The sequence below is a fragment of the Psychrobacter sp. N25K4-3-2 genome (assembly GCF_015351755.1).
GTDB classification, from domain to species: domain Bacteria; phylum Pseudomonadota; class Gammaproteobacteria; order Pseudomonadales; family Moraxellaceae; genus Psychrobacter; species Psychrobacter glaciei.
The window spans coordinates 734,289-750,020 of sequence record NZ_JADKLX010000001.1 but is presented as its reverse complement, the minus strand read 5'-3'; the positions used below and the strand labels follow the sequence as shown (position 1 = coordinate 750,020).

General features: G+C 43.9%; 9 protein-coding genes. 8 read left to right on the top strand and 1 reads right to left on the bottom strand.

Annotation, left to right across the window (positions count from 1 at the left end):
- Positions 1 to 20 precede the first annotated feature (20 nt).
- On the top strand, positions 21 to 5,015 hold the full coding sequence (locus IOD06_RS02970; RefSeq protein ID WP_194619632.1) for a translocation/assembly module TamB domain-containing protein: 4,995 nt from the start codon (positions 21 to 23) through the stop codon (positions 5,013 to 5,015).
- Positions 5,016 to 5,155: 140 nt separating this feature from the next.
- Here IOD06_RS02970 and hemP read toward each other — a convergent pair whose 3' ends face one another.
- A complete protein-coding gene (hemP, locus tag IOD06_RS02965; RefSeq protein WP_010200173.1) occupies positions 5,156 to 5,320 on the bottom strand; it encodes a hemin uptake protein HemP in 165 nt (54 codons plus the stop codon).
- 267 nt (positions 5,321 to 5,587) lie between these two features.
- Between hemP and IOD06_RS02960 the strand changes: the two genes are divergently transcribed.
- The 7 genes from IOD06_RS02960 to argC all read left to right on the top strand — a co-directional run bounded on the left by IOD06_RS02960 (position 5,588) and on the right by argC (position 15,646).
- Entirely contained in the window at positions 5,588 to 6,655 is a 1,068-nt protein-coding gene (locus tag IOD06_RS02960; RefSeq protein WP_194619027.1) for an NUDIX domain-containing protein, read from the top strand.
- A gap of 444 nt (positions 6,656 to 7,099) precedes the next feature.
- A complete protein-coding gene (locus tag IOD06_RS02955) occupies positions 7,100 to 8,338 on the top strand; it encodes a lipocalin family protein (protein ID WP_194619026.1) in 1,239 nt (412 codons plus the stop codon).
- A gap of 276 nt (positions 8,339 to 8,614) precedes the next feature.
- Positions 8,615 to 10,057, top strand: a complete 1,443-nt coding sequence (locus tag IOD06_RS02950) for a glyceraldehyde-3-phosphate dehydrogenase (RefSeq protein WP_037033396.1) — start codon at positions 8,615 to 8,617, stop codon at positions 10,055 to 10,057.
- Between the two features lie 298 nt (positions 10,058 to 10,355).
- Positions 10,356 to 11,567, top strand: a complete 1,212-nt coding sequence (cgtA, locus tag IOD06_RS02945) for an Obg family GTPase CgtA (protein ID WP_010200157.1) — start codon at positions 10,356 to 10,358, stop codon at positions 11,565 to 11,567.
- A 69-nt stretch (positions 11,568 to 11,636) separates the two neighbouring features.
- Entirely contained in the window at positions 11,637 to 12,809 is a 1,173-nt protein-coding gene (gene proB, locus IOD06_RS02940; protein ID WP_194619025.1) for a glutamate 5-kinase, read from the top strand.
- Positions 12,810 to 13,274: 465 nt separating this feature from the next.
- Positions 13,275 to 14,411 carry a uroporphyrinogen decarboxylase gene (gene hemE, locus IOD06_RS02935; protein WP_194619024.1) on the top strand — a complete coding sequence of 379 codons (1,137 nt, stop codon included), beginning with the start codon at positions 13,275 to 13,277 and terminating at the stop codon, positions 14,409 to 14,411.
- A 167-nt stretch (positions 14,412 to 14,578) separates the two neighbouring features.
- Positions 14,579 to 15,646: an N-acetyl-gamma-glutamyl-phosphate reductase gene (argC, locus tag IOD06_RS02930; protein ID WP_194619023.1), complete on the top strand. Its 1,068-nt coding sequence runs from the start codon at positions 14,579 to 14,581 to the stop codon at positions 15,644 to 15,646.
- Positions 15,647 to 15,732 lie beyond the last annotated feature (86 nt).

The window sequence follows — 15,732 nt, the reverse complement described above, 5'->3', positions numbered from 1 at the left end:
TTTTAACGTAGTTGAGTGTGATGTTGACCGAAAATACCCCGCCTAATGATTCATCGGATGAAGATCCGGCGCAACGAGATGCCCGTGCTGTAAGACGTTGGTATCCGCTGTCTTTTTTGCTCAAACTACTGGTGCTCATACTAATTGTGCTAGCAATTATGTTCGCCGTATTTTTTTATGCGGCTGGTACTGAATCAGGTACCAAGTTCTTATTAGAAAAGATCAGTGCCGAGACGGGTATTAAATTCAAATATGGGCGCGGTAATTTACGTGATGGTTTGTTGGTCACGGATATCGATATCGAGGCGACCGAAGACCTTGAAGTACGGGTAGATAAAGCCTATGTCAAAATAGGCTGGCGTGCAGTATTTGCAAAAGAAGTCCATCTACGGGATGCCGACATTCAACGTATTGAGATTATCAATAAAAAACCACCAACGGGTGAGGCTTTCGATTATAAAACGCTCAAGCTACCGGTGAACCTGCGTTTTGATCAAGCAAAAATAAAAACGATTGTCTATAAGCAAGTGACGAAAGACCCTATCATCGTCCATGACATTACCGCTCGTGACTTAACATGGGTTGGCAGCATGGTCACGGTAGGTCGTGGTGACTTACGCTATGCGGACATTGTCAAAGTCAGTGCTTTACAAGGTGAGATTGATCTTCAAGGTGACTATCCGTTAGATTTGAGTGCTATTGCTGAAGTGAGTGCTTTAGACAAAGCCTATATCGATCCGCTAAATATCACTGCCACAGGCAGTTTAAAGCGTACTGTCGGCAAAGTGCGTAGTCGCTATAATGATAGCGATGTCAGCGGTGATTTTGTCGTACAGGCATTGGACAAGGATTTGCCACTTCAAGCAAAACTGCAATGGGATGATATTTTGATTCCTTATGCTGAAAGCCAAAATATTCGTTTAAAAAGCGGCACGGCCACTGCCTCAGGTGTCATCTCTGAGATACGCCTGCGTATCAATACCGAATTGACTGCCAAAGATATCCCCTCAGGGCATTATCAAGGGCGGGCAGTGATTGCCAATAGCCAACTGCGCATTGATCGTTTGGATGCTCAGGTTCCAGCTGGAAACTTAATACTACAAGGTATTTTAGATTGGAAAGATAGCTTCGATGCAAAAGTACGAGTGACGGGTAGCAACTTCGATATTCGCCGTGTTATTCCTGACGACTATGCCGATTTCAAAGCCTATGCCCCGCAAAAACTAAATGGTCGACTATCGCTACATTATCAACAACAGAACAGCGCGGGTAACTTAGAAGTTGACGCAGATTTCCGTCAGCGTGATGGCGAGCATATTAATGCCAATATTACCCAAGGTAAGACCTCTGCGAAGATCAAACAGGCAGCGCCTTTATATATCGATGCCACTTGGCAAAATCTGACCCGTCGTAACGTCCCTAACATCGGTAATATCGATAGCCCAAGCGGTCAAGCGGATGTCATCGTGCGCGGTTCAGTGCTTTCTGTCGATGCCAAAGCTGTTATTAATGAGCTGAATGCCGCTCCCAAAGGCAACTACGATGTACGTGTCCGCAAAGTGGGTAATGTCATCGATATCAATCGCCTTAATTATGATGGCATCGTCGGTGACCTATCGGGTACAGGGCAGATCCAACTGGCGAGCAAGCAGCGCCCATTAACGTGGCAAATTGATGCCCGTACCAATGGCTTACTAACCAAAGAGTATCGTAGTGATCTACCGCTTGAGCGTTTAACGGGCAGCATTAGTGCCAGTGGTCGCTTAGTGAATATCACCAAAAGCGGGGTCAAGGGTCAGCGTCATATTATTAATTTAAACAATACCGATTTGCAGGCGCAGCTTGATGCCACGCAAGACGGTCGTGCTATCGGTATTACTGGTGGCGGTGACGCCAAAGTTGATATCGTTGGTGGCGAGCTGTCTATGTTTGATGTGCGTTTTGATGGGCAGGTCGATACTGCGGATGTGCCAAAGGGTCGTCTGTCTATCGATGCAGCTGGCACGCCAAGGCTGATCAGTATTCGCAAGCTCAATTACAACGGTGAGGCTGGCGCAGTGAATGCAAAAGGTGTCATCGATTTGCGCAAAAATATTGGTTGGACAGTTGACGGTCGCTTTGATAACTTCAATTTGGGTTATTTTTTACCCAATAATCCCGCTATTATTACTGGTGATCTAAAAACCAATGGCGAGTGGCAAACGGCTCCAAAAAACAACGCGAATGCTAAAGGTAAATTGAATAGCTTTGCAGTAAATTTTAACGGTGTATTAGATGCCGAGCAATTACCAGCAGGCAAACTCACTATTGATGCCAATGGCGATGCTCAACTCATTCGTATCAAACGCTTCCGTCATGTCGGCGCTGCAGGTAGTATCGATGCTAGCGGCACTGTCGATGTACGTAAAGGTATCGCTTGGGATATCAAGGCGGTAATGAATCGCTTTAATTTAGGTTACTTCCTCAAAAGTACGCCAAGCGCTATCACTGGTACTATAGATACCGACGGTCGCTGGAGTGATACTCAGCAAACCATTAATATCAAACAAATCAACTTGACCGGCATGTTAAAAGGTCAGCCGCTTAGTGCAAAAGGCAGCTTAGCCGCGAAAATGCGTCTGCCAAAAGACTTGGCGAGTTACTTTAAGCGTCTGCAAACGCAAGATGCACAAGCACAATATAAGCAAGTGAACGCCTTAATCGACAGTTTAAATGCCAATAACCTCGTCTTACGTTGGGGTGATAACTACATCACTGCTAATGGCAATGCCAAGCAATTACAAACCAAGATTAATATCACCAGTCTCGATCAGCTCTCCAATAAGCTGACTGGTAAAGTGACCGGCGGTGCGACCTTATCGCAGCCTGCGGGACAAGCCTTGCCCACTATTTATATTGATTTAGTCGGTGAGCGTATGGCGCTCCCAGGTTTTATATTGCGTCAAGGTCGTATTCGCGGCAAAATCGTCAACTTAGCAAATAGCCCAAGTCAGCTGATTGTCAGCGCTGAAGGCTTAGATGCTGCGGGACAGAGTTTTAAAAGCGTTAATGCGTCTTTTAATGGCACTGAAAAGTCGCATGTGGTCGATCTAAACGTCGCGAATGAGCAACTTGATATTGCGGCAAGACTCAAAGGTGGCTTTAATCGCGACACACTCAGTTGGTCTGGGGTGATTGGTAAAGGTCGCGTCAAGTCTAGATACGCCACGTTGAACCAACTACAGCCAGCGCAATTAATCGTCAATTTGCCCAACAATCAGAATGGCAATAACCGTGAGCTTAAAGTGCAACTTGCCGCACACTGTTGGCAGGCGGCAGATCAAACTGGCAAGCTATGTTTGCGTGAAAAATTAATCGCTTCGCCATCTGGTGGTCAGGTTGACGTAGTGCTACAAAAGCTGGATACCTCGCTATTTTCAGTATTTCTACCTAAAGATATTGATTGGCATGGTCAGATCAATGGTAAAGCCGTTGTCGGTTGGCAACGCGGTCGTCCACCGACTATTAATACCACTTTATATTCTGACAATGGCAAAATCGGCTTGCTCCAAGATGGTGATAGCGCTCCTATAAGTCTGTCATATAAGCGTGTATCACTGATTGCCTTGTCAGTACCTGAGGGTCTCAAACTGCGTACAGACATCAATACTGGTCGCGGGGCACGTGGTTATGCGGAAGTTATTGTCGATCCTTATAAAGATCCTAAACCCATCTCGGGCGCATTGGTGCTCAACGAGCTCAATTTAGCGATTTTCAAACCTTTCTTCCCCGGTATGCGCGTACTCGAAGGTAATATCACCATGGCGGGTGGTGTGGGTGGCACATTGGATAAACCACAGTTCTATGGCGATGTTAAATTGGCTAATGGTCGTATCGCGATGCTCGACCTTCCTGTCAATTTAAGAAAAGTTAATGTCGATGCTAAAATTCGTGGCACGCAAGCGACTGTTGATGGAACCTTTAATAGTGGTACGGGCAGCGGCACGCTAACCGGAACGGTAAACTGGCAGCAAAAACTACAAGCCAAACTGAGTATCGCTGGTGAGCGTCTAGTACTGACCCAGCCGCCATTGCTATTGGCTGAGATTAATCCTGATATCGATATCATCGTGCGTCCAGGCGACCGTTACGTCAACATTACAGGTGCTATCAGTGTGCCGTCGGCGACCATTCGTCCGCCAGAAGCCAGTGAAGACATTATTACGCAAACTGAAGATGTGGTCGTCCTTGATCGTCGTCTTATTGGTAATATCGACGAAGTTTTAGCTATCTCAAAACCTTGGTCGATCAATGCCGATATTGGCGTAGATTTAGGGGATGATATTAATTTCCGTGGATTTGGTGCCGTTATTCCTTTGGCAGGTGCTATCAATATCACTCAAAACGGCACGGGCATTATGCGCGCCACAGGGGTGGTACAGGTATCACGTCGTACCAATATCAATGCCTTTGGTCAGAGTTTAGAGCTTAACTATGGTCAGGTACGCTTCAATGGTGATGTCATGAAGCCTAACTTGAGTATTGAGGCCGCCAAAACCATTAGTGGAAAAACAGTTGGCGTGCGTGTTAAAGGCAGTACTGAAAGTCCAAATATTATTGTCTTTAACAATGCTGGTCTTACTCAGCAGCAAGCAATGAATGCCTTGGTAACGGGTCGTATCGATAATAAGAGCGCTACACAAATCAGTGAGCAAGGCTTTAAGTCACAAGTGACTAATAATCTAGCCGCTGCTGGTCTGAGCTTTGGCCTGAGTGGGACGCGCAACTTGACCAATCAAATCGGTCAAGCTTTTGGTCTACAAAGCCTGACTGTTGATGCTTCTGGCGGTAGTGAAGACACCAACGTCAATGTCACTGGTTACGTGACCCCTGACTTATATATTCGCTACGGTGTGGGTGTTTTCAATGCGCAGAATAGCTTATCTGTCCGTTACCAATTGACGCGTCGCATTTACGTCGAGGCAACGTCAGCGGCAGAGAACGCAGTTGATGTGGTCTATAGTTGGCAGTTTTAGGTAACGCTGTCATCCGTTGCTTATTCATCAATGAATTGCAATAGTGGCTCGATAGCACTTACCATGTTCTACCTAGTAAAACGCTGTCCAATAAAAAATGCCTTCATCGAAAGGCGTTTTTTATTGAGGTTTAATTTTGACTATTTGGTCAAAATTAAGCGATTATTGCGGGTTAAGCGTAAGCGATATTCCTCACCTTCGTGCTCAATACGTACTTCTTTGGTCAAGGCAAACAGATGCTGTGACTGTAAAGTTGGTAGGCGATTTTCGCGGCAGTTCAAGTAACGAGAGATAACCATGCTCATAGTAAATTCCTTTTGATAAAACAGTTGAGTAGTCGACATCAGAGAGTAATAATTATTAACGATAATAATTATCATTTAGATTGCGTTTTTTTGCAAGGTAATTGATAAAATAAAATGCAGTTATTATGTAAACTTATATGAAGCAGTAGTGATAAAGCCCATTTCAAATAAATTTTCACCAGTCTTGTCGACCTTTTGATTCCATAGCAGACCACCATTTCAAGTTATTATCAGCAAACAATGAAATAAGCACTTAAGGACAGTATTATGCCAAACCTCTCAAAAATCCCAGCAACGAGTCATCAAAAGATTGTAAACGTCGCTGTCGCTGTTATTCATTATCAAGCACATTATTTGCTTGGGTTCCGCGATGCGGCTCAACATCAGGGTAATCGTCATGAGTTTGTAGGTGGCAAGATTGATGCGGATGAAACCGCAAAACAGGCCTTAATACGCGAAGTCGCTGAAGAAACTGGGATCGATATCCATGGCAATACGGTCGTCAAACTTGGACGGCTACATCATGATTATGGGGATAAGCAGGTAAGCTTGCAGGTCTATAATATTGAGCTGACAGCGCTACAGTACGAACAGCATCGCCATCTTCGCTATGGCTTAGAAGGGCAGGCGCTAAAATGGGTCAATAAATCTGCGCTATTGGCGGGAGAGTATCACTTGCCTGCTGCCAATAAAACGATTCTTGAATGGTTGCGACTACCCACGCAGATAGCGATTACTTATCCTCTGGCACACTTTAGTGATCGACCCAATCCAGCAGCAGAATGGTTGACTTACCACGAGGAAAAGGTAGCGCCTCATGCTTGGCTATACATTCGAGTTAAAGACTCAGGCTTTGATAACAGCGTAAAGCAACTGATGACTTTGCGTCCAGATATTCAGGTGATTCTGCCTTTTGATCATCACATGCAATCTGTGCAACCCGACTATCAAATCGTTGCTCATCAAATCTCTCAGACTGCGCTCATGAAATGGCTTAATGATGGGGAGCACGTTTCTGTAGGTGAGCAGACGTCATTTAACGATCGACCATTGATAGTTAGTTGTCATGATGCGGCTAGTATTTATGCTGCCAATAAGCTTGCTAATGCTCGTTTACAGCAGCAGCTACCACCAGTTATCGGTATTTTTCTATCACCGTTATTAGCGACCCAAACTCACCCTGATACTGCACCATTAGGTTGGTCAGATTGGTCAACTCTGGCACAGCTGGCAGATATGCCTGTCATCGGCTTGGGTGGTTTATCACCTGCTATGATCGAGCGAGTCGCTCAGTACGGTGGTATCAGCGTGGCAGGTATTCGTCAGTTTATTTAGCGATTTTTTTAGGTCGTATCTTTATTTTTATCGGGTATTTGTTATAAAAGGTTTATGCAAGTAATGGATCTTCTCTATATTTATCCAGCCAGTAACTCTGTGTTTATTCTTTAGCACAAACATAGAATTACTTACAAACCGTTGCGTTTTCCTACATTGCAACACTGTTTTAATCGTAGTGCTGCCATTAAGATAAGCTATCAAATTAGAAAGTGTCCATTAGAAAGTACCCACGCTTAGAAAGTGCCCACGCTATTTTTTATAAATGACGATTTTAGTGTTTATAAGCCAGTAATCGGGTCAAGCTGTCTTCACTACTTCTAATAACATTTAATTTTACTCGTATTATTTTTCACATTAGCAGTGTGTTTGAGCAAGAAATTAAATGGTAATCATTTGATAATTGATCAATTTTAACCATCACCACTAATTAATGGTACCTCTATGAAAACCAATAAGTTACCTCAGTCAGCATGGTCTGATTCACAGGCAGCCGGTTCTCAAGCGCAGCAACTCAGCCAATCAAAGGCTCGCTATCCGCATGATAGTGGGCAACATGCCAATAGTGCTAGCAACGATGCTAGCTATGACAGTTATGACGATGAACGTTCAGACTATTTGGCAAGAGATACGTCTCTGCAAGACAGCTATTTTGGATACAAGAGTATCGACAAAAGCCTTACACAGGCAAAAGAGTTTGCTATGATTGAAAACGGCAGTACCGGCAGTATCGGCAGTAACGATCCAAAAAACAGTGATCCAGAAGATTTTGACACAGCTAATGGCTACAAAAAATCTGGTGGCTCTCAAAAAATCAGCGGTTATAAAGAAACCAGCGGCTATAAAAAAGTGCAGAAGAAACAAGCACAAAAAATCAGTGAATTAGACGTATTTAGGTCAGAAGATTACGCTGATACTTCAACAGAAAAACCTCAAAAAACCGATGATTTATCATTGACTACTACTTCATACAAAAAAATACCGGAGCGTATATTCATGAACGGGCTTATCAAGCATACCGGCATTGCCTTAGCGATTATTATACCGTTGGCAGCGTTTTCGGCATATGCCGCACCGTTGCCGGCTACAATGTCCGTCAATAAAACCTCTGCTACGGCGACGACTGATAAAGCGACAACAGAGACATTGTCGGTGAAGCCTAGCAGTATCATGCATAGTTCTGCCAATGTACCAACGACCGTCGATAGTGTGGATCTCAAACAATATGCAGGTACGTGGTATGAGATAGGTCGATTGCCGATGTATTTTCAGCGCAATTGTGCCAGTGATGTCACTGCCAATTACACCGAAAAAACAGATGGCTCAGGAATTATAGTCACTAATAAGTGTCAGGCTGAAGATGGTTCAGGCATTGTAGCTGAGGGGTTGGCAAAACCTGCTGACGATACGGGTAGCAAATTGAAAGTCACGTTCTTGCCTTCATGGATTCGCTGGCTGCCAGTTGGTCGCGCTGATTATTGGGTGTTGGCACGGGATCCGGATTACAAGACAGCTTTGGTCGGTACACCCGATAAAGGTAGTCTATGGTTGTTGGCACGGTCGCCCAATATCAGTCAGGAAACTTACGCAAAGTATCGCCAAATTGCCCAACAACAAGGATATGATTTAAAAGAATTTAAATTGACAGCGCACAGTAATCAAACGGTTACTCTGGTGCCATAACTGTCTAAAATATTCGTGTTTATCAAAAGGTAGCGTAATAAGCTGCCTTTGTTTTTATAATCTATTAAATATACCTTCAAAACGCGTTATAAGTGCTTGCTGATCGGTTAGCACTGGCAAAATAGAGCATTTTAAGCTAAAATCTAGGCGATCTAAACACTCTGATGAAAATGATTGACATGAATATTCTTCTGTCATTTTATTTGAGTGGCTTACTTAGACTAAATTTAATCTATCTGTTTGATACTTTTTCATAATACTTTACTGATCATAAGGATGTTTCTCGTGAGCAATGCTGATACCTTACGCCAACTACATCAAGAGCACTTGAGCAATTACAACAACCAAGAGCAACAAGCGATCGAGCTTATGGGGCTATTGAATAAGCTCTATAATGAGCAAGATGTACAAGTAACATTGTTCGGTGAGACGCTAGGTACTACCTCAGTTGGTCAGATATTAGCACTACACCAAAAAGTAGCACTGCGCGACCATGGCGCTAAGTCTATCGATATCGCTGACACGTTAGCGATGGTAAAAGTCATCGCAGAGAGCAAAGACATTCAAGCCACTCGTATCGATGTTGGTCAATTGATTGCTAATGACACTGACGTACAAGCTGCACTCAAATCTGTCAATAATGCAGGTGCCGTCAATGGCGCGACGGATGTTGTATTGTATGGTTTTGGCCGTATTGGTCGTATTTTGACCCGTTTGTTATTGTCACAAGCGTCAAGTGCAAAAGGTTTGCAACTAAAAGCCATCGTTGTACGTCCAGCTGCTGCTGGTGATTTGGCTAAGCGTATTTCATTGCTTGAGCGTGACTCGATTCATGGTAGATTTTTGGGTGGCATTAGTATCGATGATGACAACAATGGCATGATTATCAATGGTCGTTTTGTGCAAGTAATTTATGCTAAAGACCCTAGTGAAATCGATTACAATGCTTATGGTATCGACAACGCTTTGGTCATCGATAATACAGGTATCTGGAAAGATGAAGCAGGCCTTGGCAAGCATCTACAATCTACTGGTGTGAAAAAAGTTCTGTTAACTGCACCTGCTGGTGGCGATATTAAAAACGTCGTTTATGGTGTGAATAATAATACTATTGGCGACGATACGATCGTGAGTGCTGCTAGCTGTACGACCAACGCGATTACCCCAACGCTTAATGTATTGAACGATGAGTATGGCATCGAAAACGGTCACGTAGAGACCATCCATTCATTCACCAATGATCAAAACTTAGTCGATAATTATCACAAAGCAGATCGCCGTGGTCGCAGTGCAGTTATGAACATGGTGATTACCAGCACTGGCGCAGCAAAAGCAGTTGGCAAAGCATTGCCAGAACTAAGTGGTAAATTAACGGGTAATGCTATCCGTGTACCAACGCCGAATGTCAGTTTAGCTATTTTGAATCTGAACCTTAAAACAGCACCAAAAAGCGCTGATGCGTTAAATGAATTTTTGCGCAAGATGGCCAACAGCAGCACTTGGCAGTCGCAAATTGCTTATACCGATTCTACAGAAGCCGTATCAACGGATTTTGTTGGCACGACTCATGTCGGTATCATCGATGCTCAAGCAACTATTTTGACGGATAATCATGCCATTGTTTACATTTGGTATGACAATGAAGTCGGCTATAGTACGCAAGTATTGCGTTTGGCGACGCAAATGGCTGGAATCAGCTACACTCAGATTCCAGCATAAAAAGCCTAAGGTGACATCATTTATGCGGTAATACCTTGCAATCCGTATAGATTCGTCGGTTTTTAGATGCGCTAGTTTTTAGATGCAGTACTTAAGCACCCGATAGTCCGATTGGTTATCGGGTGTTATTGTCATAATGACTACCAAGGGCGGCTTCACACACGGGTCGCAAATATTTTTTAAATCAGTTTTTAAAATTATTGGTTTTTATAACCACACAAACACATAGCTATACCCTAAAATACAGTCGTTGGCTGTAACCAGTTGATAAACTGGATGGTAAATTAAGGAACGTAAGATGCGATTTATTGATGAAGCCGTCGTAACGGTAAAAGCAGGTGACGGTGGTAACGGAATCGCCAGTTTTCGCCGAGAAAAGTATGTCCCACGTGGTGGACCTGATGGTGGAGATGGTGGCAAGGGCGGAGATATTTACGTCATTGCAGAGGATAACACCAACACCCTAGTGGACTATCGTTATACCCGTCGTCACGATGCTATGCGAGCAGAGAATGGCCACAGTAGAAACTGTTCAGGCAAGGGCTCCGATGATTTGTTTTTACCAGTACCTATCGGTACCACAGTAGTTGATACCGAAACTGACGAAGTGTTGGGTGACTTGGTTGAACTTGATCAGACGTTACTGATTGCCAAAGGTGGCGATGGTGGTTTGGGTAATACCCATTTCAAAAGCTCGACTAACCAAGCACCACGTAAGGCTACGTCTGGTTTTGAAGGTGAGTTAAAAGTTCTTAAATTTGAGCTAAAAGTTGTGGCTGATGTTGGCTTGATTGGTTTGCCTAATGCTGGTAAATCTACCTTTATTCGTCAAGTCTCTGCTGCTAGACCAAAAGTTGCTGACTATCCGTTTACCACCCTCGTTCCGAATCTAGGTGTGGTTGATATCGGTCGTCATCGCTCATTTGTGATGGCAGATATTCCAGGTTTGATCGAAGGTGCTTCAGAAGGTGCTGGACTTGGCATTCGTTTCTTAAAACATGTGGCTCGTACTCGTCGTCTGTTACATGTGGTTGATGTAAAGCCAATTGATGGCAGCGATCCGGTAGCCAACGCTTGTGTTATCTTGAATGAACTTGAGCGTTTTTCGCCTGAGTTATCCAACTTGCCCCAGATTTTGATATTAAACAAAATTGATCAGGTGCCTGACGAAGAGTTAGATGAGCTTTGTACTCATATTGTCGCCGAGCTTGAGTGGACAGGCGATGTATTTCGCACGTCAACCTTAATGGGTGAAGGGACTGATGCAGTTAAATATCATTTAATGAATGAGATTGAGCGTGAGCGTGAGCGTGAACTAGAAGATCCTATCTTCGCTGAAGCACAAAAAGCGCGTTTTGAGCGTTTAGAAGCAGAAGTGCGTCTCAATACTGAAGCCCAGCGTGAAGCATATCGTGCGGCTCGCAAAGCGGCGCGTGAAGGCACAGACTTAGTCAACGAAGACGAACTGGATGACGATGACGATGGTGTTGAAGTCGTATACGTTCCCTAAGTTATTTCGTTTGAGTTGATTTTTTAAATTAACCCCCGTAATTAATCCATAAAAGAAACAGGAGTTTATATGGCAGGTGACATAGAAAACACGACCGAAGAGGCAAGGTTTATTAAGCAAACTCGCAACTTTGATATTCAGCGCGTTATTGTCAAGATTGGTTCATCGTTATTAACCAATAACGGTCGAGGGCTAGATCGTACTGCCATATATGAGTGGGCAAAACAGATTGCTAAGCTGCACAAAAAAGGTGTGGAGGTGCTACTGGTATCGTCAGGTGCCGTTGCTGAAGGTGTGGTACGTATGAACCTTGAGGAGCGCCCTAAGAAACTAGCTGCACTACAGGCTTGCGCTTCTATTGGTCAGATGGGTCTGATTGAAACGTGGTGGTCAGCATTGATCCAACATGGTATTCAAAGCTCGCAGCTACTATTGACTCATGATGATTTGTCCAACCGTAGCCGTTACCTCAATACGACGGGTGCGCTGACGCAATTACTAGAATGGCGCGTACTACCTGTCATTAATGAAAACGATACCATCACTATTGATGAGATCAAATTTGGTGATAACGACACGTTAGGTGCAATGGCAGCAGCGATGGTCAATGCTGACTTGTATATTATCCTAACCGATCAAGACGGTGTGTTTACAGATAACCCACGTGACAACCCTGATGCCAAAATGATTCGTCAAGAGCGGGCGATGGCTGATTATTTGTTTGATATCGCAGGGGATGGTGGCAAGCTCGGACGCGGTGGTATGTTGACCAAAATCCGTGCTGGTCGTCTTGCAGCGATGGGTGGGTGTCCAACCGTTATCGTGAGCGGTGCTATTGATGATGTTATCACTCGTGTCGTTTCAGGTGAGGCAGTGGGTACATTACTGACTACCAACGAAGAAGACAAAATCATTGCTCGCAAACAATGGCTTGCAGCGCATCTGCGCATGTCAGGCAGCTTGATTGTCGATGCTGGTGCAGCTAAAGCGCTGACTGAACACAATAGAAGCTTGCTGCCAGTTGGGGTCGTAGAAGTGCGCGGCGGTTTTGATGAAGGCGATGTGGTAGAGATTATTGATCAAGATACAAACGAACGTATAGCTGTCGGTCAAGTGAATTTTTCATCGCATGATGCGCGACGTGTGGCTCGTGAGCGTACCGAAAGCTTTGATAAAATTTTTGGTAGTAATGAAGAGCGCGTTGTCATGGTACATCGTGACAACTTAGCATTGACGGTATAGTCAATCCTATATAAATTGGATACGCTGTCAGCCTTGCTTAGTTTACTATTTATAGCAATTTTTATAGTACTTTCGCTCAGCTTCCTTGTATCCAAATTATATTGAACCAACTATATAATAAGGTTATGGCCTGTTTGCAGGTGTGGATGAGTCATAAAGATGTGTCGGTTGATAGCTTATATAGGTCATAGCATGACTTATCAACGTTTGAAAACTGTCAACATTTAGGCATTTATCAGTATTTAGCAGTAACGAGCACTCAAAAATCTAAGAACCAGTATTACTTAATGATACGAGACGTTTTTGGATTGAAAGACAGCGTTGACTAAAACGTGTCTTTGAATGAAAGCTTAATTATCCAACGTGCAACGCGTTTTATATCCTTTATATTCAACTTATTTTATCCAGCACGGTATTCATTGAAAATAGTAACAATGAATACCGTGCTGCTTTGGAGATTTGTACATGAGTGCTTCAGACCATAGCAACTCGCTTCAGCAAGAATTTGCACCTTTAAAAAACGACAGATTGCTCCGCGCATTTCGTTTTGAGACGATAGACACCACCCCAGTGTGGATGATGCGTCAAGCAGGTCGTTATTTACCAGAGTACAAAGCCACCCGCGCTGAAGCAGGTGATTTTATGAGCTTGTGCCGAGATACTGACCGCGCAACTGAAGTCACTTTGCAACCCTTACGTCGTTATGATTTGGACGCCGCTATTTTATTCAGTGATATTCTGACCATTCCTGATGCTATGGGATTGGGTTTGTATTTTGAAGCTGGAGAAGGGCCGAAGTTTAAACACCCTGTTCGTACGCAAGCAGATTTAGATAGATTGCCTGTGCTTGATGTGAATGATTCTCTTGATTACGTCATGCGTGCGGTGACAAGTATTCGCAAAGCGCTTAATGGCCAAGTCCCCTTGTTTGGCTTTTCTGGTAGCCCGTGGACACTAGCGACTTATATGATTGAAGGCGGTAGCTCAAAGGATTATCGTTATACCAAAGGCTTTTTATATAGCAATCCTGCTTTTTTGCATCAATTATTAGATAAGCTTGCTACGTCTGTTATTGACTATTTAGATGCGCAAGTCGTTGCTGGTGCTCAGGTACTACAGATCTTTGATAGCTGGGGCGGCGCGCTGGGTCATCGTCAGTTTATCGATTTTTCACACGCTTATAATAAGCGCATCGTCGCTGAGCTAAAAGTGCGTCACCCTGATATACCAGTGGTATTATTTACCAAGGGTGGCGGACTATGGCTAGATATCCAAGCAGATAGTGAAGCGGATGCCTTAGGTTTAGATTGGACGATGCCGCTTGATCGTGCGCGTCAGGCGTTGACTGAGAGTCAGCGTCAATTGACTAAGCAGCATAAAAAACTACAAGCTAGCAAAGCGCTTCAAGGTAATTTGGACCCAGCAACCTTGTATGGTTCTCCTGAAACCATCCGCTCAGAAGTAAAATTAATGCTTGATGATGCCTATGCTAACGGCGAAAAAACCGGCTACGTGGCGAATTTAGGTCATGGTATTACGCAGTGGGTCAACCCTGATAATGCCAAAGTGTTTATCGATGCTGTGCATGATTATAAAATCTAGCCACCGTTTTATTTAATTACTGTTTTATTTAATCACCGTTTTATTTAATTACTCTGCTATTTAGCCGCTAGGGTATTTAAATGCTATGATAAATTGGACTTATAAAGTTAAAATCCAGCTATAGCGATAGCTAGCAATATACATTATTGAGTAAAAGGGGATATCTTATGATTTCAGCAGCAATCGTCGGTGGCACAGGGTATACAGGTATTGAGCTGATTCGCTTACTATCCGCTCATCCTGAAGTTTCTATTGATTTGCTAACGTCACGTAGCGAAGCTGGTACACGTGCTGATGAGATATTCCCAAGCTTACGCGGTATCTCAGACATCGTTTTTAGTGACTTGGGTGATGATACACTTGCAACGTTGCAAAAATGTGATGTGGTATTTTTTGCCACGCCACACGGTGTCGCGATGAAGCAAGCGGAAGCATTGACTCAAGCAGGCGTGCGAGTCATCGATCTGGCAGCTGATTTTCGTCTCCAGTCATTGACGGAGTTTGAGCATTGGTATCAACAGTCGCATGCATGCCCTGAGTTATTGAAGACAGCTGTTTATGGTCTACCTGAAGTCAATCGCTACAAGCTTGCAAACGCCTTAGTAGTAGGGAACCCTGGCTGTTATCCAACCACGGCTATTTTGGGACTAAAACCCATTATTGACGAGCAAAACAAGCAAGCAGCACGCTTGATCGACGCACGTATCGTTATTGATGCCAAATCTGGTGTTTCAGGGGCGGGACGTCAGGCAAGTTTGGCGCTTAATTATGCGGAAACGACAGACAATTTCAAAACTTATAGCGTTGCAGGTCATCGCCATTTGCCAGAGATTGAGCAAGGAGTTTCGCAGCTATTAGACAGTCAGTTTAGCCATCGTATTCGCTTTTTACCGCATCTAGTGCCAATGATTCGTGGGATGCTGAGCTCCATCCATATGGAGATGACTGAGGAAGGCGCGGCTATCGATTGGCAACAAGTATTTGAAGAGTGCTATGCGTCAGAGTTGTTCGTTGATGTCATGCCAAAAGGTATTTATCCTGATACGCGCAGTGTACGTGCCAGCAACCGTCTGCGGATTGCGGTACATCAAGACAATGACCGTGCTGAACTGACGGTTATCGTGGTACAAGATAACTTAGTAAAAGGCGCGGCAGGGCAGGCGGTACAAAATATGAATGTGATGTTTGGTCTTGATGAATCACTGGGATTGAATTTCGCGCCTATTGTTCCTTAATATTAGGGCGTGTTGAACGTTCATAAATAAGCACTGTCATGGTCGAGGGATCAAACATAACCTATTAAGTTACCTCATTTTTTTAT